This is a genomic window from Cupriavidus necator (assembly GCF_040578825.1).
GTDB lineage: Bacteria > Pseudomonadota > Gammaproteobacteria > Burkholderiales > Burkholderiaceae > Cupriavidus > Cupriavidus necator_E.
Window position 1 is genome coordinate 49,504 of the sequence record NZ_JBEFLI010000039.1, and the last position, 17,219, is coordinate 66,722.

At 68.4% G+C, this 17,219-nt stretch carries 19 protein-coding genes; 10 read left to right on the plus strand and 9 right to left on the minus strand.

The genetic code is table 11. The features are described 5' to 3' along the window. Nucleotides 1–126 precede the first annotated feature (126 nt). The gene (locus AB1I47_RS19595; protein ID WP_354685397.1) at nt 127–3,009 is read right to left on the minus strand and encodes a M16 family metallopeptidase; all 2,883 of its coding nucleotides are present in this window, start codon (nt 3,007–3,009) and stop codon (nt 127–129) included. Between the two features lie 221 nt (nt 3,010–3,230). On the opposite strand from AB1I47_RS19595, the gene AB1I47_RS19600 reads away from it, so the two are divergent. The 3 genes from AB1I47_RS19600 to thpR are packed head-to-tail and all read left to right on the plus strand — an operon-like array spanning nt 3,231 to nt 5,879. Then, nucleotides 3,231–4,727, plus strand: a complete 1,497-nt coding sequence (locus AB1I47_RS19600; protein WP_354685398.1) for a DNA-3-methyladenine glycosylase 2 family protein — start codon at nt 3,231–3,233, stop codon at nt 4,725–4,727. After that, entirely contained in the window at nt 4,724–5,284 is a 561-nt protein-coding gene (locus AB1I47_RS19605) for a methylated-DNA--[protein]-cysteine S-methyltransferase (protein WP_354685399.1), read from the plus strand. Before AB1I47_RS19600 ends, AB1I47_RS19605 begins: the two co-directional genes overlap by 4 nt. 28 nt (nt 5,285–5,312) lie before the next feature. Continuing rightward, nucleotides 5,313–5,879: an RNA 2',3'-cyclic phosphodiesterase gene (gene thpR / locus AB1I47_RS19610; RefSeq protein ID WP_354685400.1), complete on the plus strand. Its 567-nt coding sequence runs from the start codon at nt 5,313–5,315 to the stop codon at nt 5,877–5,879. Here the strand turns inward: thpR and AB1I47_RS19615 are convergent. After that, complete coding sequence (locus AB1I47_RS19615) at nt 5,863–6,495, minus strand: LysE family translocator (RefSeq protein WP_407935870.1); 633 nt, start codon at nt 6,493–6,495, stop codon at nt 5,863–5,865. The genes thpR and AB1I47_RS19615 overlap by 17 nt on opposite strands. A gap of 143 nt (nt 6,496–6,638) precedes the next feature. Here AB1I47_RS19615 and AB1I47_RS19620 point away from each other — a divergent pair, with 143 nt between their 5' ends. Then, nucleotides 6,639–7,544, plus strand: coding sequence for a LysR family transcriptional regulator (locus tag AB1I47_RS19620; protein ID WP_354685401.1), 906 nt, complete (start codon nt 6,639–6,641; stop codon nt 7,542–7,544). A gap of 187 nt (nt 7,545–7,731) precedes the next feature. Then, entirely contained in the window at nt 7,732–8,514 is a 783-nt protein-coding gene (locus tag AB1I47_RS19625; RefSeq protein WP_354685402.1) for a flagellar brake protein, read from the plus strand. Nucleotides 8,515–8,604: 90 nt separating this feature from the next. Here AB1I47_RS19625 and AB1I47_RS19630 read toward each other — a convergent pair whose 3' ends face one another. From AB1I47_RS19630 to AB1I47_RS19640, 3 genes are all read right to left on the minus strand, one after another. After that, nucleotides 8,605–9,453, minus strand: a complete 849-nt coding sequence (locus AB1I47_RS19630) for an IclR family transcriptional regulator domain-containing protein (RefSeq protein WP_354685403.1) — start codon at nt 9,451–9,453, stop codon at nt 8,605–8,607. 74 nt (nt 9,454–9,527) lie between these two features. After that, nucleotides 9,528–9,944 (minus strand): YeeE/YedE family protein, encoded by a 417-nt coding sequence (locus tag AB1I47_RS19635; protein ID WP_354685404.1) that lies wholly within the window; start codon nt 9,942–9,944, stop codon nt 9,528–9,530. 1 nt (nt 9,945) lies between these two features. Next, on the minus strand, nt 9,946–10,380 hold the full coding sequence (locus AB1I47_RS19640) for a YeeE/YedE family protein (protein ID WP_354685405.1): 435 nt from the start codon (nt 10,378–10,380) through the stop codon (nt 9,946–9,948). 446 nt (nt 10,381–10,826) lie between these two features. Between AB1I47_RS19640 and AB1I47_RS19645 the strand changes: the two genes are divergently transcribed. From AB1I47_RS19645 to AB1I47_RS19660, 4 genes are all read left to right on the plus strand, one after another. Further along, nucleotides 10,827–11,153, plus strand: a complete 327-nt coding sequence (locus tag AB1I47_RS19645) for a hypothetical protein (protein ID WP_354685406.1) — start codon at nt 10,827–10,829, stop codon at nt 11,151–11,153. A 109-nt stretch (nt 11,154–11,262) separates the two neighbouring features. Beyond that, entirely contained in the window at nt 11,263–11,454 is a 192-nt protein-coding gene (locus AB1I47_RS19650) for an oxidoreductase-like domain-containing protein (RefSeq protein WP_354685407.1), read from the plus strand. Beyond that, nucleotides 11,451–12,308, plus strand: coding sequence for an NAD-dependent protein deacetylase (locus AB1I47_RS19655; protein WP_354685408.1), 858 nt, complete (start codon nt 11,451–11,453; stop codon nt 12,306–12,308). Before AB1I47_RS19650 ends, AB1I47_RS19655 begins: the two co-directional genes overlap by 4 nt. Nucleotides 12,309–12,706: 398 nt before the next feature. Next, nucleotides 12,707–13,609: a DMT family transporter gene (locus tag AB1I47_RS19660; protein ID WP_354685409.1), complete on the plus strand. Its 903-nt coding sequence runs from the start codon at nt 12,707–12,709 to the stop codon at nt 13,607–13,609. Between the two features lie 206 nt (nt 13,610–13,815). On the opposite strand, the gene AB1I47_RS19665 is transcribed toward AB1I47_RS19660, so the two are convergent. From AB1I47_RS19665 to AB1I47_RS19675, 3 genes are all read right to left on the minus strand, one after another. Continuing rightward, on the minus strand, nt 13,816–14,370 hold the full coding sequence (locus tag AB1I47_RS19665) for a DUF1439 domain-containing protein (RefSeq protein WP_354685410.1): 555 nt from the start codon (nt 14,368–14,370) through the stop codon (nt 13,816–13,818). Between the two features lie 120 nt (nt 14,371–14,490). Further along, nucleotides 14,491–14,694, minus strand: a complete 204-nt coding sequence (locus tag AB1I47_RS19670) for a SlyX family protein (RefSeq protein ID WP_354685411.1) — start codon at nt 14,692–14,694, stop codon at nt 14,491–14,493. A gap of 81 nt (nt 14,695–14,775) precedes the next feature. After that, complete coding sequence (locus AB1I47_RS19675) at nt 14,776–15,201, minus strand: VOC family protein (RefSeq protein ID WP_354685412.1); 426 nt, start codon at nt 15,199–15,201, stop codon at nt 14,776–14,778. A 443-nt stretch (nt 15,202–15,644) separates the two neighbouring features. Between AB1I47_RS19675 and argG the strand changes: the two genes are divergently transcribed. Continuing rightward, nucleotides 15,645–16,970, plus strand: coding sequence for an argininosuccinate synthase (gene argG, locus AB1I47_RS19680; protein WP_354685413.1), 1,326 nt, complete (start codon nt 15,645–15,647; stop codon nt 16,968–16,970). Nucleotides 16,971–17,040: 70 nt separating this feature from the next. Here argG and AB1I47_RS19685 read toward each other — a convergent pair. Further along, the coding region (locus tag AB1I47_RS19685; protein WP_354685236.1) for a transposase at nt 17,041–17,219 on the minus strand (179 nt) is incomplete at its 5' end.

The window sequence follows — 17,219 nt, forward strand, 5'->3', positions numbered from 1 at the left end:
GCAGCGCCCGATCGTCTTGCGCTCGCCGCGATTTGCATCCGTCGCGGCCCCCGCCAGTGCAGCCGAATATTGTTGCCAACGTATGTCACGGCCCGTCACTGGCACTCTCACTAAGACATCACGATATCACTGACGCACCGGCGGCGCGGCACCGGCGGCTTCATTGGCCGCGCTCCCTGTGCCGGTGGTACCTGTCGTGCCCGGGGTGCCAGCGCCCGCGGCATTGCCAGTGGCGCCCGCTTGCGCCGCAGCGCCGCTGAAGTCTCCAGCATAGACGCGTGACAGCCCCGCGGGTTGCATATAGCGGCGGATCGCGGCGTTGACCGCTTCCAGCGTGGCCTTGCGCAGCCGCTCTTCCACTTCGGCGGTGAACGCCATGGTGCGGCCCAGGTAGAGCTGGTTAGCCAGCGTGCCGGCCAGCGCCGAGTCGCTGCTGCGGCTGACCATGCCTTGCTGGAGCAGGCCGCTGACGGCTTCGGCCAGTTCCTGCGCGGTAATGCCGTCGCGCACGAAGCGCTCCAGCTCCTCCGCGACAGCGCGCTGCACGCGCGGCAGGTTCTGCGGCGCGTATTGCGCCTGCACGCCGAAGCGTCCGGCGCGATCGAGCGCCCCCACCTGCACCCAGCTGCTGGCGCCATAGCTCAGGCCCTCCTGCTGCCGCAGCCGGTCCGCCAGGCGGCCACGCAGGCTGGCGCCGCCCAGCACGCGGTTGGCAATCATCATCAGCGCATAGTCCGGGTCCTCGTTGGTCAGGTCGATCGGCGCGGCGGCGAGGTAGACGGCATTGGCCTTGCCCGGCGTGGTCAGCATGAACTCGGCCGGCGTGATCGGCACGAAGGGGCGGTCGATGCGCGCATACGGCTGCGGCGCGGTCCAGTCGCCAAAGAGCTGCGCCGCCTGTGCCGCAGCGGCCTGCGCATCGAAGTCGCCCACCAGGCTCAGCTGCGCATTGCCCGCGCCGTAGAAGCGCGCGTAGAAGTCGCGCACCTGCGCCAGCGTCGCCGCCTGCAGGTCGGCGATATTCTCGGCAAAGGTGCGTGCGTGGCGCGGATCCCCCGGAGGGTAGGGATCGCCGTGACGGCCCAGTGCATTGGACGCCATCACGCCGGGCTGGCGCTGCGTGCTTTCGATCTCGGCGATGCTGGTCTTGCGCAGCGTCTCGAACTCGGCTTCGGGGAAGGTCGGCGCGCGCAGCAGGTCGCGCAACAGCGTCAGCAACTCAGGCAGTTGCGCACGGCGCGTCTCGAAGCTGACCGTCACGCGTTCCGAACCGCCGTAGATGCCGACGCGCGCACGCAGGGACTCGATGCGGTCGGAGATCTGCTGGCGGCTCATGCCGGCCGCGCCACGCCGCAGCATCGCGGCGGTCAGCGCGCCGACCGTGGTCTGCCCCTGCAGGCTCTGCACGTCGCCCATGCGCAGCACTAGCACACCGTGCACCACTTCACCGCGCGCGGGCTTGGGCAGCAGCGCAAGCTTCATGCCGTTGGCAAGTGTCTGGCGCGTGGTGTGGGCTTCGACATTGGCAGGACTCGGATCGAACGCCGCCACCGCGGCCAGCGCCGGTTTGCCCCGATAGTTGCCGACCATCGCCGCGACGTCGGGCGCTGGCGGCACCTGCGCGCGCGATGGCCGCTCGGCGGGAAGGAACACGCCCAGGGTACGGTTCGACGCCTGGAAATAGTTCAGCGCCACGCGCTGCACGTCGGCGAGCGTGGTGGTCTCGATGCGGTCGCGCGCCACGAAGAACAGTCGCCAGTCACCCTTGGCGATGGCTTCAGACAGCGCGATGCCGAGCGAGCCAGGATCGTTCATATAGTGCTCGTATGCGTTGCGCATGCGCACGCGCGCGCGTTCCAGCTCATTCTCGGTCACGGGCGCTTCGGCGAAGCCCTCCACCTGCGTGATCAGCCCCGCCCGTGCGGCGGCGAGCGGTTGCTCCTTCGATGTCTCCACCATGAACAGCAGCGCGCCCGGATCCTTCATCGCGTAGAGGGCCGAGCCGATCGACGTAGCCTGGCCGCGTTCGACCAGCGCCTTGTACAGGCGCCCGCCGGGCGTGTCGGCGAGGATGATGGTCAGCAGCGCCAGCGCGGTGCTGTCCGGATGCGCGCCCGGGCTGACGTGGTACTGCGCGGCGACCAGGCTGGTGTCGCCGGGGCGCATCACCACCAGCTCGCGCGCGCCTTCCTGCGCCGGCTCCACGGTATGCTCGGGCGGCAGCACGCGCGTCGGGCGCGGGATCGGCCCGAAGTAGCGCTCGATGCGCGCCAGCGTCGCGGCGGGATCGAACCTGCCCGCCACCACCAGCACCGCATTGTCGGGCTGGTAGTAGCGGCGGTAGAAGGCGCGCAGCTTCTCGATATCGACGTGCTCGACATCGCTGCGCGCGCCGATCGGCGCCTTGCCGTAGTTGTGCCAGCGATAAGCAGCGGCCATGGTCTGCTGCATCAGCATGCGCCCGGGGCTGTTCTCGCCCATTTCCATCTCGTTGCGCACTACCGTCATTTCGCTGTCGAGGTCGGCGCGCGAGATCACGCTGTTGACCATGCGGTCGGCTTCCATGCGCAGCGCCCAGTCGAGGTTCTCGTCATTGGCGCTGAAGGTGCCGAAGTAGTTGGTACGGTCCTGCGCGGTGGTGCCGTTGATGCTCATGCCACGCCGCGCGAACTCGGTCGGGATGGCCTTGCCCGGCAGCGACGGCGTGCCCTTGAATAGCAGGTGCTCGAGCAGGTGCGCCATGCCGGTCTCGCCATAGTTCTCATGGCGGCTGCCGACCAGATAGGTGATGTTGACGGTGGTGGTGGCCTTGGCGGCGTCCGGCGCCAGCAGGATGCGAAAACCATTGGGCAGGCGGTATTCGGTGATGCCTTCGACCGAGGCAACCTGCTGCGCCAGTTGCGGGGCCCCCGGGGCTGACGTGGCGGGCATCGCCTGCACAGGCTGCGCCAGCGCAGGCCCGCAGGCCAGCGCGGCGATCATGGACAGGTGCAGGGCAAAACGGCGCATGGCGTCTCCGGATGAGGCCGTTGGCGAGGCCGCGCACAAGGCGGCCGGGCCGGCGAAAGGGCGTGTCGCAGCGGACGTGGGATTCAATGTGGCGCGCAACGTGGCTTGCAATTCTAGCCGCCCTCCATGCCGATCACTGTGCCGCAGGCCACGCCCGCACGCCAGAGGGAAATGTCCGAATCCAGCGGGTGCGGGCTGGCCTGAAGCGGTAGCATGCCGTCATGAACCTCGATCCCGACACCTGCTATAAGGCCGTTGCGTCGCATGACCGCCGCTTCGACGGGCGCTTTTTCGTCGGCGTGTCCTCGACCGGCGTGTACTGCCGGCCGGTGTGCGCGGTACGTACCCCCAAGCGCGAGAACTGCAGCTTTTACGAGAGCGCCGCGGCGGCCGAGAAGCACGGCTTCCGGCCCTGCCTGCGCTGCCGTCCCGAGCTGGCGCCCGGGCACGGGCTGGCCGATATCTCCGGGCGCCTGGCGCAGGCCGCCGCCACGCTGATCGACGAAGGCTTCATGGCCGAAGGCAGCGTGGCCGCGCTGGCCGCGCGCATCGGCGTGACCGAACGCCACCTGCGGCGGCTGTTCGATGCGCAGTTTGGCGTGTCGGTGCTGGAGTACGCCCAGACGCAGCGCCTGCTGCTGGCCAAGCGTCTGCTGGCCGATACCGCGCTGCCGGTGACGGAAGTGGCGCTGGCGGCGGGCTTCGGCAGCGTGCGCCGCTTCAACGATGTGCTGAAGACCCGCTACGGGCTGACCCCGGTGGCGCTGCGCCGCCGCGCCGCCGACGGCGTGGCCGACCGGCTGGTGTTCGAGCTGGGCTACCGCCCGCCATTTGCGTGGGACGCGTGGCTCGGCTTCCTGGCTACGCGTGCGGTCGATGGCATCGAAGAGATGCGCGACGGCGCCTATGCACGCACGCTGCGCATCGAGTCAGCCGGCACCGCGCATGTCGGCTGGGTGCGGATCGAACATATGCCGCGCCGGCTGGTGTTGCGCGTGACGCTGTCGGCATCGCTGGCGCGTGTAATTCCGCAGGCGCTGGGCAAGGTGCGGCGGTTGTGCGACCTGGGCTGCCGCCCGGATGTCGTCGACCGGCACCTCGGCGAACTGGCCCGGCCGGTGCCGGGCATGCGGCTGCCGGGCTGCGTCGATGGCTTCGAGATCGCGGTGCGCGCGGTGGTCGGGCAGGTAATCTCGGTGGTCCATGCGCGGCGTATCCTCGCCAGTCTGGCCGAGCGTGCCGGACAACCGCTGCAGAACACGGCACTCGCCACAGCACCAGCGGGCCTGCTTTTCACGTTCCCGACCGCGGCCGCCCTCGCTGCCCTGCCACCCGAGGGCATGCGCGATGCCGGCGTGCCGGCGGGCAAGGCGCGCACGCTGCAGGCGCTGGCGCAGCGCGTGGCGGACGGTACGCTGGCGCTGGACCCGCACGCCGCGCCGGAACAGACCGTGGCCGTGTTGCGCGGCATCGGCGGCATCGGCGACTGGACCGCGCAGTATGTCGCGATGCGCGCGCTCGGCTGGCCCGATGCGTTCCCCGGCACGGACTACGCGTTGCGCAAGGTGCTGGGCGTCAGCACCGTGCGCGCGATGCACGAACGCACCGCGCAATGGGCACCGTGGCGCGCGTATGCGGCCATCCACCTGTGGCATCAGTATGAGGCGATGAAAGACCAGCAAGCGGCCGCCTCGACCGAACCGGAGACCACCACATGACCAGCTATCGCCATATCGACAGCCCGCTCGGCACGATGCTGCTGCGGGCCGAGGGAGCGTACCTGACCGGCGTCTTCTTCGCCGGACAGAAGTACCACCCCACCGGCATCGTCGACAGCCGCGACGTGCCCTCAGCCGAGGCCGCCGTACTCGATCGCGCTGCCACCGAACTCGCCGGCTACTTCGCCGGCCGCCTCGACACCTTTACCGTGCCGGTGCGCTTTGCGGGCAGCATGTTCCAGCGGCGCGTGTGGGAAGCGCTGCAGGCCATTCCGTGCGGGGCAACCGCATCGTATGGCGAGCTGGCGCGCATGCTGGGCCTGCCGCCCACGCATGCACGCGCGGTCGGCAGCGCGGTCGGGCGCAATCCGCTGTCGGTGATCGTGCCCTGCCATCGTGTGCTGGGCGCCGCCGGCGCGTTGACGGGCTATGCCGGCGGCATCGAGCGCAAGCGTGCACTGCTGCAGCGCGAAGGCATCGGTGCCGCGCCGCAACGGCCGGCGGTGTATACCGCGCGGGCACCGGTTGCGGCGGCATTCGCGCTGGCCTCGGACTGAGCGCCGAGGCATCCGCCACGCGCAGACCATGCCGCGCCTGTTTATCGCCGTGGAAGTGCCGCCCGCGCAGGCGGCACGGCTGCTGTCGACCTTGCCCGCCGCCAGCGGCTTGCGGCCGGTCCCGCCGGAGCAGGTCCACCTGACCTTGCACTTCCTTGGCGAGTGCGAAGCACTGGTGGGGCCGGTCGAAGCTGCACTCGGCCGGATCCGCGTGCCCGCGTTCACGCTGCAGACCTTCGGCACCGGGCGCTTTCGCAGCGGCCAGGGATCGGTGCTGTGGGCCGGCCTGGCGCCCGGCCCCGGCCTCGACACGCTGCGCGTACTGCATGCGGCGGCCGGGCAGGCGCTGGCCGACGGCACCGGCATGACGCCCGAGCGCCGGCGCTTCCATCCGCACCTGACGCTGGCGCGCTGCAAGCCATCTGTGCCTGAAAGCGTGCTGCGCGGCTGGCTCGATACCAGCCGCACGCTGGCGAGCGAGCCATGGCCGGTGCAGCGGCTGGTGCTGTTCGAAAGCCGCCTCGGCCCGCAGGGCGCCCAGCACCTGGTCCATGCGGCGTGGCCGCTGATGGCGGCCCCTAGCCCAGGTTGCTGAAACCCAGCGCCACCCCCAGCCCGCACAGCGCCGAACCGATGGTCCGATCCAGCAGCCGCTGTCGCTGCCGCATCGCTGCGCGCAGCGCCGGCGCGGTGAACACGCAGGCCACCAGGCTGAACCAGACCCAGTGCGCCACCGACATAAAGGCGCCGTAGCCGAACTGCACCGGCACCGGCGTGCGTACATCCACCACCTGCGTATAGGTGCTGACCACGAACAGCGTGCATTTAGGGTTCAGCGCATTGGTGAGGAAGCCCATGCGCAGCGACGCCAGCGGCCGCATCGTGCGCTCGCCCTGCAGATCCACCGCCAGCGCCTGCCGGTTGCGCAGCGTCTGGATGCCGATCCACACCAGGTAAGCCGCCCCCAGCGCCTTCACCACCGTCAGCACGCTGTGGGCATGCGCCATCAGCACTGCGACCCCGAACATCGTGTAGAGCACATGCACCTGTACGCCCAGTGCGATGCCCAGCGCGCTAAGCAGGCCCGCGCGCCGCCCGTACAGATAGCTGTTGCGCGTAACCATGGCGAAGTCCGGACCGGGGCTGACGACGGCGAGCACGGTCACGGCGGCGACCGCCAGCAATTCAGGGATGGGGGCGATTGGGATCATTTTGTGTCAGGTTATCTAGCAATTGTCCGCAGATCGCCGCAGCCGGCTATCCGAGCGTACCCAATTCTGCGTAAGCCGAAGCGCCGCCACAACCGATATATAGTCGCGCAATTCCGTGAGAAAACCTGACATAAACTGAAGCCATGCACTGGCTGGGCTGGATCCGATTTTTCGAGGCCGCGGCGCGCCACGAAAGCTTTGTTCGCGCCGCGGACGAGCTGCATCTGACCCATGGCGCGGTCAGCCGGCAGATCCGCCAGCTCGAAGAGACGCTTGGCGTGGCGCTGTTCGAGCGGCGCAACCGCGGCGTTTTCCTGACCGAGGCCGGGCGCACGCTGTTTGCTGCCGCCACGCAATCGATGGAAGTGCTGGCCGGCGCCGCGGCGCGTATCCGCACCCAGCCGCCGGGGCGCGCGCTGGTGCTGTCGTGCGAGCCCACCATCGCCATGCGCTGGCTGATCCCGCGGCTGCCGCGCTTTGCCGTGCGCCACCCCGATATCCCGCTGCACCTGATGGCCGCCGGCGGGCCGATCGACTTTGCCCGCAGCGGCGCCGACCTGGCGCTGCGGCGCAATGACTTTGCCTTCGATCCGCGCTGGCACGCGCGCGAGGTGGCACAGGAGCGGGTGGGGCCGGTGTGCCGGCCGGACGCCTCTGGCCAGGCGGCGCCCGTCATGCCGGTGCGCCTGCACACCCGCACCAGGCCTTCTGCCTGGGAACGCTGGCAACGCTCGCAAGCGGCCAGCGGCACGACCGCATTCCCCATGCAGTTCGATGGCGACGCCTGGTACGAGCACTTCTACCTGAGCCTGCAGGCCGCCGCGGCGGGGCTGGGCTGGGCCATGGCCTCACAGTGGATGGTGGCCGACGAGATTGCCGATGGCCGCCTCGCGGCGCCGGCGGGCTTTATCGCCGACGGCTCCGCTTACCATTTGTTGTCGCCGGCGCCGTTCGAACACGACACGCGCCGGCTGGTACTGCTCGCGTGGCTGCGCGAAGAAGCGCAGGCAACGATTGGCGCGTCGCCACCTGTGCCCGCGAACGCCTGAAAGCGGCGTGCGCGCTACCCCACGTAAGTCTGTCCTCAAGTTCCGCCACAGAATTGCCGAAGGTGTCGCCATGAGTCTTGCCCGACGCGGGGGCACGCGCTTAACATGCGCCGCGCGGACGGCGGGCCCGACCTTGCCGCGCCCCGCACCCTGCGGCATCCCGCCATTCCAGACGTAGCGTGAATCCATGAACCTGCACGATGCCCCCGGGCTTTCCGATGCCGATGCCGCCCCTGGCGCCGAAGCCGACGACTTTGAGGCCGGCGCGCCGCCGGATGAGCGTTACCGCCTGACCCACAACTCGCAGATCGGCACGGTGCTGCGCGACCTGTCGTGGCAGAAGTGCATGCTGAGCGTGCGCACGCGCACCGGGCACCAGTTCGTCACGTCGATCCTGCAGGTGGATCCGGTCAACCGTACCTTTGTGTTCGACTGGTGCAATGCGGATGCCGAGCGGCAGTCGCTGATGACGTCGGAAGAGAACGCGTTCTCGGGGCTGCTGCGCGGCGTGCCGGTCAATTTCGTGGTGGGCCAGCCGGCCGCCACGCGTTTCGAGGAAGGCCCGGCCTTTGTCGCCGGCTTTCCGGAAAAGCTCTACCACTTCCAGCGCCGGCGCCATTTCCGCGCGCGTACGCTGGTGACCAAGGGCTACCGCTGCGAGATCCGCAAGCCAGACAACCGCGTGCTGTGCCTCGATATCGCCGACCTGTCGCTGTCGGGCGTGGGCCTTCGCTCGAAAACGGTCACTGACGAGCAGCTGCCGTTGGGCACCACGATCGGCAAGTGCAAGCTCGACTTCCGCGAGCTGGGCAAGCTCGAGCTAGACCTGCAGGTGGTCGGCCACTGGCTGGTGGGCCACGACGGCAACGCCATCCACCATTTCGGCTGCGCCTTCGTCAACCCGGACGGGCGCATGGAGAATTTCCTGCAGCGGCTGGTGTTCTCGCTGGAACTCGCGCACCGCGGCTGAGCACGCGCAAACGTGCCCGCCCGCAGCCGGCGCGCATGTGTGGCGCGGCGCGAGCCGCAGCGCGCTATCGGACAACCGTGGGGGGAAGGCTCAGGAGCCCACCATCCGGCCGATGGCCGCGGCGGCTTCGCGCATCGGCGGCAGCAGGCGCGTGATCATCTCCGCCTCTGACACGCGCGCGGCGCGCACGCTGACGCTGAGTCCCGCCAGCACGATGCCCGAGGCCGAACGCACCGGCACGGCCATCGCACGCAGGCCCGGCTCCAGCTCTTCATCGACGATCACGTAGTCCACCTCGCGCGCGCGCTCAAAGCAGGCTTCCAGCTCCTGGCGCGACACCTTGGTCTGCAGCGTGCGCGGGCGCAAGTCCGCGTGCTCGAAGAAGCCGTCCAGCACCGTGGCGGGCTGGTGCGCCAGCAGCAGCCGGCCGTTGGAGGTGCAGTAGGCCGGCAGGCGGCTGCCCATGCCGAGCGAGTAGTTGAGCACCCGCTGCACTTCCGAGCGCACCAGGTACAGGATGTCGGTGCCGTCCAGGATCGCCAGCGTGCAGGTTTCATGGATGCGCGCGCTCAGGTTGTCCAGGATCGGCTGCGCCAGCGACACCAGCGAGGTCGACGAGAAGTACGCATGCCCCAGGTGCAGCACGCGCGGGCGCAGTGCGAACTGGCCGTCCTGCTGGCTGACGTAGCCGAGCTGCTCCAGCGTATAGAGGCAGCGGCGCACCGACGCGCGCGAGAGCTGCGTGCGCTGCGCCACCTGCGAAATGGTCAGCGGGCGCTTGCGCTCCGAGAAGGCCTCCAGCACGGTCAGCCCGCGCGCCAGCGACAGCATGAAATTGGGATCGCCGGCAAAGCTGCTCAGCAGGTCGGCATGGGGGCGGGCAACGCGGACGGTGTCGGCCTGGGCATGGCCAAGACCGATGGGGCGGAGGACTTCCATTGGGCGGGCTGTCTCGATGTCGTTGTTCGATAATCGCGCAATCTTAAACCGCCTTGGCTGGGAGGGCCAGTGTTTCAGCGCCGCCGCCACTCGGCCAGTTCATAGAGCGCCATCCCCGCCAACATTGCGCCGACAAAGCCCCATGCCTTGGCATAGCCCGCGCCCAACGCCACCAGCGCCGGGCCGGGACAGAACCCGGCCAGGCCCCAGCCCACGCCGAACGCGGCGCTGCCCAGCACCAGCCGCGGCGTCACTGCCGACGCAGCCGGCCAGTGCATCGGCAGCCCCAGCCACGAATACTGGCGCCGGCGCGCGAGCGCGAATGCCAGCACGCCCACCAGCACCGCGCCGGCCATCACGAACGCCAGCGACGGGTCCCAGGCGCCAGCCAGGTCGAGAAAGCCCAGCACCTTGGCCGGATTGGCCATGCCGGACACGCTCAGGCCGATGCCGAACACCAGGCCCGCGACCAGTGCGATCAACACCACCATGTCAGCCTCCGAGCAAATGACGCTGCACCAGTACCGTCAGGAAGCCGGCCGCCATAAACGTCACCGTGGCCACCAGCGAGCGCACCGAGCCGCGCGACAGTCCGCACACGCCATGGCCGCTGGTGCAGCCGCCGGCATAGCGGGTGCCGATGCCAACCAGCAGGCCAGCCGCCAGTATCTCTGCCCAGCCCGCATCGATATGGGCCGCCGGCATGGTGCCCAGCGCGCCGGCCAGCCACGGCGCCAGCACCAGTCCCGCCACGAAGGCGATGCGCCAGCGGGTGTCGCCGAGCGGCAGCGTCAGCAGGCCGCCGACGATGCCGCTGATGCCGGCGATGCGGCCGAGGCCGAGGATCATCAGTGCCGCGGCCAGCCCGATGACCAGGCCGCCCGCCAGCGACAGCCACGGCGTGAAATGGGTGTCATCGATCTGCATGGGAGATGTCGGCCAGAGCGGCCGTCGGTACGGCCCGAGGCCGCGATGATAGGCGCCACCGCTTGCGCGGCAGGCCGGGTGAAAGCGCGGGAGGGCAAGCTCGCGCACCTTGCAAGCGCCCAAAAAAAAGGCGCCGCTGGGGAGCGGCGACCGGGGAAGGGTCGTCATTCAAGAGGGGGTCTTGGTGACCGGACAAAGTATAGACCTTTGAATTAAGACATTACATACAACTTCGGTGGGGATTGCGTGACGTTTGGGCGACGTGTGCACGCTGTTGCGCCGCATGCGGCGCGTTGCGCAAGGACAATAAAGCGCCATCACTCCGTTCGTAGGGTAAAGATCCGCTCTTCCCATGGCCGCCGGCGCGCAGGATTGGCTCTACCATGTATTGAGCCGCTGACGCGGCGCACCGGCGGGCCCGTGTCCGCGCAGAAGGGGGAATCGCCATGACTGCCCTTGTCGACTGGACCCGCGAGCATACCTGCCGGCTTTTTCCCATGTCGGCCGAATACAGTCCCGGCGACGACAGCCAGGTGCAAGTCAGTTGGCAGGCCGAGCCGCCTGGCTCGTCCGGACGTTGCCGCATGCGTGCCGCGCTGCAGTTCGACCAGAGCGTGATCGACGCCGTCTATCTGGCCGACGCCGCCGAACTCGACCGCATCGGCGCCAGGCTGGCGCGGCTGGTGTCGCGCTGGCTCGCCAATGACGACATCGCCTGCCTGGCCGGCACGGCGCTGGTGATCCCGGTGGGTGAGGTCTTGCTCAGCCATTGAGCGGTGCGGCGCGCCACCCGGGCGCGAGGTCCGTGGCGCGGGCGGGGGATGGCCCGCGGGAATATACTGGCGGCTGATTCCGCCATTAGCCTGTTTTCTCGATCCGTACGTGTCCCAAGTGCCCCCCGACGACCCCCGCCCGGTGCCGCCAGAGCGCCCGGGCGATGACGAGTGCTGCGGCTCCGGCTGCGATCCCTGCATCTTCGATTACTACTACCAGGAGATGGACCGCTACCGCGAGGAACTGCGCGCCTGGGAGGCGCGCGAGGCCGCGCGCCATGCGGAGGACCCGGCCCGTTGAACGCACCGCTGCCATCCCGCGGCCAGGCTGACTCCGCGCTGCTCGACTTCGTCCAGCGCCATCCGCGCCTCTTTGTGCTGACCGGCGCCGGCATCAGCACGGACTCCGGCATTCCCGGTTACCGCGATGCCAGCGGCCAGTGGCAACGCTCGCCGCCGATCACGCTGCAGGCTTTCCTGGGCTCGCACGCGGCGCGCCAGCGCTACTGGGCGCGCAGCATGCTGGGGTGGCCGGTGGCATGGCAGGCGCGGCCCAATGACGCGCACCATGCGCTGTCGCGGCTGGCCGCGCATGGCCGCACGACCGCGCTGGTCACGCAGAACGTGGACGGCCTGCACCAGCGCGCCGGCAGCCGCGAGGTGATCGAACTGCACGGCAGCCTGGCCAGCGCCATTTGCCTCGGCTGCGGCGCGCGCCACGACCGCGCCGGCTTGCAGGACTGGCTGCTTGAGCAGAACGCCGCGCTGCGCGATGTGATCGCCGAACCTGCCGCCGATGGCGACGTGCATTTCGAATCGCCGCTGTTCGCGCAGTTCCGCGTGCCCGACTGCGGGCGCTGCGGCGGCGTGCTGAAGCCTGACGTCGTATTCTTCGGCGAATCCGTGCCGCGCTCGCGCGTCGATGCCGCGCGCGCGGCGCTGGAAGCCGCCGATGCGATGCTGGTGGTGGGCTCGTCGCTGATGGTCTATTCCGGCTACCGCTTCTGCGTCTGGGCCGGCCAGATGGGCAAGCCCGTTGCCGCGCTCAATCTCGGCACCACACGCGCCGACGCGATGCTCGCGCTGAAGGTCGAGGCCAGTTGCGGGCCGGCACTGCAAACGCTGGTGTCGCAGCTTGAAGCCCGCATCGGATAGTCCGGCCTGCCGCTGCAATATCCCGTTGACGCGGCCGCCGCACAGGCATAGCATCGCCAGACCTTCTGTTTGAAGTCACGACGAAGTTTCGATTGCATCCCGCCATGACCGCAGACCGCCAGCGCCCCGTCAACGCCGCACTCCCGTGCGAAGCGTTGCCGTGCGTGCGTCGCCAGCCTGCGTTCGCTTCTGTCGCACCGCCGCCGCCGTTCTCCGGCGGCGCGCACCCGCCCCCGCCGCCCTCGCGCGGCTGACGGGCGCGTACCGCAGCCTCCCTCGTTTCCGGTAAATCCGCATTCGTGCGCCCGCGCGCACGGCAGCCGCACGCCTGTGCGCGCCTGTCGTCGCTCGTGCGCCCCTTGCGCCGGAGCCTGCCATGCTGACGACAGATGACATCCATGACGATCGACAAGGACTACGCGGCGCAACTTGGCGCTGCGACCGACACACGTACCGAGAACCCCGCCACGCTGTGGCCCACGCCGTTGTTCGTGCTGCTGTGGAGCAGCGGCGCCATCGCCGCCCGGCTGGCGCTGGACCACGCCACTCCGTTCGCGCTGCTGACGCTGCGCTTTGCGCTGGTGCTTGCCGTGCTGGGCGCCATCGGCCTCGCGCGCCAGCGGCTGCTGCCGCCCCGCGGTGAACGGCTGCACACGGCGCTGACCGGGCTGCTCCTGATCGGCGGCTATTCCGTGTTCTACTTTCTCGCGCTCGACCACGGCATGACGCCCGGCGTGCTGGCCACCGTGCTTGGCGCGCAGCCGATGCTGACGCTGCTGCTGACCGAGCGGCGCGTCTCCGCGTTGCGCCTGGCCGGCCTTGCGCTTGCCCTGGCAGGGCTGGCACTGGTGGTGGCCGACAGCCTGCTGCTGGCACGGCTGTCGCTGGCAGGCGTGCTGTGCGCACTGGCGTCGCTCGCCAGCATGACCTTCGGCGCGATCCTGCAAAAGCGCATCGCGCGCGCGCCTGCGGAGGTGCTGCCGCTGCAGTATGGCGCGAGCCTCGCGGCATGCCTGCTGTGCCTGCCGTTCCAGCCTGTTGCGTTCGCACGCACGCTGCAGTTTGCGCTGCCGCTGCTGTGGCTGGCACTGGTGATCTCGATCGGCGCGACGCTGCTGTTCTACCGATTGATCCGCGCGGGCAACCTGGTCAACGTGACCAGCCTGTTCTACCTGGTGCCGGCCGGCACGGCGGTGCTGGACTACCTGCTGCTGGGCAACCGGATGGCGCCGCTGGCGATGGCGGGGATGCTGGCGGTGCTCGCGGGTCTGGCGCTGGTGTTCCGCGGCGGCCGCGGCTGAAGCGGGTCTGCGCATGACGGTACGGGCGGGCGCCTGATGCGGGTTGCGTTGAAAGTTCTCCAACGTCGTCCCGCTCGTTCCGAAATGCACTGCGGAACGCTCGATATCTCGTCCATGCGGCCGCGATGATGGTCCGCACTGCCGCTGCCCTCTATGGATTGCCGGGGCTTGTATTCGGACGGTGGCAGAGCAGGCCCGGCCGTAGCCTAGCGCTGCTTCACCTCCACCCGCACCTCATCCTTGCCCACCGTGATCGTCCCCGGCTCGAACTCCTTGCCGCCCACGCGCAATTCCTCGGGCTTGAAGGTGTACACCGGGTAGTCCTTCAGCAACTGTTGCGCAACAACCGCGCCGATCGCATTGAGCTGTTCGCGATACTGGCCCATGCCGGCCACTTCCACCTGTTGCACGGTCGGGTTGTCGAGCAGCACCGCGCGTTTGGCGGGGTCATAGCGCACGCCGCTGTTCAGCGCGAGCTTGCCGTCCACCGGCGGCGACGGCAGCAGGCCGTTGGTCATGCGTGCATCGACATGGGTAGTGACGCGGTTGTTGGCTTCATCGAGCACCAGGCGCGGATGGCTGAGCTGCACGCTGATGACCTGGGCATAGCGCAGCGTGGCCGGGAAGCGCTGTTCGATGGCCGACTGCAGTTCCTGGCGGGTCAGCGTGTATTCGCCGGTCCAGACGTTGTAGCCGGCCAGAGCGGGCATGGCGGCGGCGATGGCGGCAGCGGCAAGGTACAGAGAGGGGCGCAGGCGCATGTGGCGGATGGTGCGCGCCTTGCGGGCGCGTCGTGGGATGGCGTCAGCCAGTCAGACCGCGCCTGCGGGATGGCGTTCCGTCATAGGGAGGGGCAGCCCGCGTGCAGCGGGCCGCCGGGATCAGTAATGCGGCGGGATTTCCTGCGCGGGATCGGCCTCGGCGGCCGTGGTGCCGGCGCTGCGTACCTGTTCATACACTGCGCGCAATTGTTCCTGCAGGAGGTCGAGTTGCTGCTGCTGGCGGGCCACGGTGGCGTTCAGGGTTTCGAGCAGGTCTTCCTGGAAGGCAAGCTTGATCTCGAGTTCGGTGATGCGTTCGTCCATGGCGTGGTCTCGTGAGTTGGTCCGGCAGGCGGCGCATTGTAATGCCAAGCGCCCGCGCTGCCGGCCTTCCTGGCGCGCCGCTTACCTGGACGCGGTCAGCAGCATCCACATGATGCCGAAACGGTCCGTCACCATGCCGAACTGTTCGGCGAAGAAGGTCTTCTCCAGCGGCATTACCACCTGGCCGCCGTCCTTCAGGCCATTGAACGCCTTCTCGACCGCGGCCTTGTCCGGATACGTGAGCGACAGGGCGAAGCCCTGGAAGTTCGGCTGGTTCGAGCAGCGGCCGTCGGAGGCCATGATCACGCTGTCGCCGATCTGGAACTCCATGTGCATGACCTTGTTCTCCGTGCCCGGGCCGGGCTGGCAGCCCGGATCGGCCTTCTCGGGTTCGGGGTTTTCCTTGAACGTCATCCGCATGTTGACCTTGGCGCCGAGGGTCTGCTTGTAGAACTCGACGGCTTCGTCACAACGGCCTTCGAGGAACAGATAGGGCTGGACTTGCATGACAACTCCTGTGTTGGGGGCCGCCGGGAGGCGGTCGTGGGTTTGCATGGCGGGCGATGCCGCCACGCATCTGGCGTGTCTGGTTGTGTACGCCGTCCACAATACCTTAGCAAAGAAAATGGACGGCGTCCACATCAACTGGGAGACGGACGCCGGGCGCCAGCATCGTCTTCCTCCGACTCACTTTAGACATCCCGGGGTCGCCTTGCGCTATGAACTGACCCGGGTGTGCCTCTTCCCCGCCGCATCTACGGTCCCTCAGTGGGCATTCCAGGTGCGCCACGCGCCCCGGCTGCCAGCGCAGTTTGGCGGGTGGGCGCTCCCGTGTCACAATTCGCGTTTGGCACTGACTCGGCACGTGACTCGGCCGGCCGCGTCGCCGTGCTTCCGCTTGCGGTGGAAGCCCGCCCAAGAGCCGACCAATTCACTTAGATTTTCTGGCGATGACTACCATCCTTCAGCACATTCCTTCCGGCCAGCGCGTCGGAATCGCGTTCTCCGGCGGCCTTGACACCAGCGCGGCACTCCTCTGGATGCGCCAGAAGGGCGCCATCCCCTACGCCTACACCGCCAACCTGGGCCAGCCGGACGAGCCGGACTACGACGACATCCCGCGCCGCGCCAAGGCCTACGGCGCCGAGGAAGCTCGCCTGGTCGACTGCCGCTCGCAACTGGTGGCCGAAGGCATCGCCGCGCTGCAGTGCGGTGCGTTCCATATCTCCACCGCCGGCATCACTTACTTCAACACCACCCCGATCGGCCGCGCCGTCACGGGCACCATGCTGGTCGCCGCGATGAAGGAAGATGGCGTCAACATCTGGGGCGATGGCAGCACCTTCAAGGGCAATGACATTGAGCGCTTCTACCGCTACGGCCTGCTGACCAACCCGGGGCTGCAGATCTACAAGCCGTGGCTGGACCAGCAGTTCATCGACGAACTGGGCGGCCGCGCCGAGATGTCCGAGTTCATGCGCCAGAACGGCTTCGACTACAAAATGTCGGCCGAAAAGGCGTACTCGACCGACTCCAACATGCTGGGCGCGACCCACGAGGCCAAGGACCTGGAGCACCTGGATTCCGGTATCCGCATCGTCCAGCCGATCATGGGCGTGCAGTTCTGGCGCGATGACGTCGAAGTCAAGCGCGAAGAAGTGACCGTGCGCTTCGAGGAAGGCCAGCCGGTCGCGCTGAATGGACAAACCTTCGCCAACAGCGTCGACCTGTTCATGGAAGCCAACCGCATCGGCGGCCGCCATGGCCTGGGCATGAGCGACCAGATCGAGAACCGCATCATCGAAGCCAAGAGCCGCGGCATCTATGAAGCCCCGGGCCTGGCGCTGCTGTTCATCGCCTACGAGCGCCTGATCACCGGCATCCACAACGAAGACACCATCGAGCAGTACCGCGACAACGGCCGCCGCCTGGGCCGCCTGCTGTACCAGGGCCGCTGGTTCGACCCGCAAGCCATCATGCTGCGCGAAACCGCCCAGCGCTGGGTGGCGGGCGCCATCACCGGCGAAGTCACCATCGAACTGCGCCGCGGCAACGACTACTCGATCCTGAACACCACCTCGCCCAACCTGACCTACAAGCCGGAACGGCTGACGATGGAAAAGGGCGAGTCGATGTTCACGCCGCTGGACCGTATCGGCCAGCTGACGATGCGTACGCTGGATATCGTCGATACACGCGAGAAGCTGCAGACGTATGCCAGGTCGGGGCTGCTGTCGACGAAGGTGAGTGCTTCGTTGCCGAAGCTGGAAGACTGAGCGGGGCGCTGAAGGGCGCAACGCTGGCAGTATGAGGACCGGCACCGTTGGGTGCCGGTCTTTTTTTGGTTCATCGAGGAATTCCGGGGAAGGCTGCGCGGATTTTGAGGAAGAAGTATTCCTCGTCGCGATAGCCGTACGCGCGGCGCTTGATGACCTTGATGGTGTTGTTGATGCCTTCGACCACGCTGGTGTTCAATGGGTGGCGGCAGCGGGCCAAGATGCCATGCCAGTAGCCTTGCAGGCGCT

What these genes read in the sequence shown, in the direction of transcription:
- AB1I47_RS19595 (WP_354685397.1), bottom strand. Translation starts at nt 3,009, where the DNA reads ATGCGCCGTTTTGCCCTGCACCTGTCCATGATCGCCGCGCTGGCCTGC.
- AB1I47_RS19600 (WP_354685398.1), top strand. Translation starts at nt 3,231, where the DNA reads ATGAACCTCGATCCCGACACCTGCTATAAGGCCGTTGCGTCGCATGAC.
- AB1I47_RS19605 (WP_354685399.1), top strand. Translation starts at nt 4,724, where the DNA reads ATGACCAGCTATCGCCATATCGACAGCCCGCTCGGCACGATGCTGCTG.
- thpR (WP_354685400.1), top strand. Translation starts at nt 5,313, where the DNA reads ATGCCGCGCCTGTTTATCGCCGTGGAAGTGCCGCCCGCGCAGGCGGCA.
- AB1I47_RS19615 (WP_407935870.1), bottom strand. Translation starts at nt 6,495, where the DNA reads ATGATCCCAATCGCCCCCATCCCTGAATTGCTGGCGGTCGCCGCCGTG.
- AB1I47_RS19620 (WP_354685401.1), top strand. Translation starts at nt 6,639, where the DNA reads ATGCACTGGCTGGGCTGGATCCGATTTTTCGAGGCCGCGGCGCGCCAC.
- AB1I47_RS19625 (WP_354685402.1), top strand. Translation starts at nt 7,732, where the DNA reads ATGAACCTGCACGATGCCCCCGGGCTTTCCGATGCCGATGCCGCCCCT.
- AB1I47_RS19630 (WP_354685403.1), bottom strand. Translation starts at nt 9,453, where the DNA reads ATGGAAGTCCTCCGCCCCATCGGTCTTGGCCATGCCCAGGCCGACACC.
- AB1I47_RS19635 (WP_354685404.1), bottom strand. Translation starts at nt 9,944, where the DNA reads ATGGTGGTGTTGATCGCACTGGTCGCGGGCCTGGTGTTCGGCATCGGC.
- AB1I47_RS19640 (WP_354685405.1), bottom strand. Translation starts at nt 10,380, where the DNA reads ATGCAGATCGATGACACCCATTTCACGCCGTGGCTGTCGCTGGCGGGC.
- AB1I47_RS19645 (WP_354685406.1), top strand. Translation starts at nt 10,827, where the DNA reads ATGACTGCCCTTGTCGACTGGACCCGCGAGCATACCTGCCGGCTTTTT.
- AB1I47_RS19660 (WP_354685409.1), top strand. Translation starts at nt 12,707, where the DNA reads ATGACGATCGACAAGGACTACGCGGCGCAACTTGGCGCTGCGACCGAC.
- AB1I47_RS19665 (WP_354685410.1), bottom strand. Translation starts at nt 14,370, where the DNA reads ATGCGCCTGCGCCCCTCTCTGTACCTTGCCGCTGCCGCCATCGCCGCC.
- AB1I47_RS19670 (WP_354685411.1), bottom strand. Translation starts at nt 14,694, where the DNA reads ATGGACGAACGCATCACCGAACTCGAGATCAAGCTTGCCTTCCAGGAA.
- AB1I47_RS19675 (WP_354685412.1), bottom strand. Translation starts at nt 15,201, where the DNA reads ATGCAAGTCCAGCCCTATCTGTTCCTCGAAGGCCGTTGTGACGAAGCC.
- argG (WP_354685413.1), top strand. Translation starts at nt 15,645, where the DNA reads ATGACTACCATCCTTCAGCACATTCCTTCCGGCCAGCGCGTCGGAATC.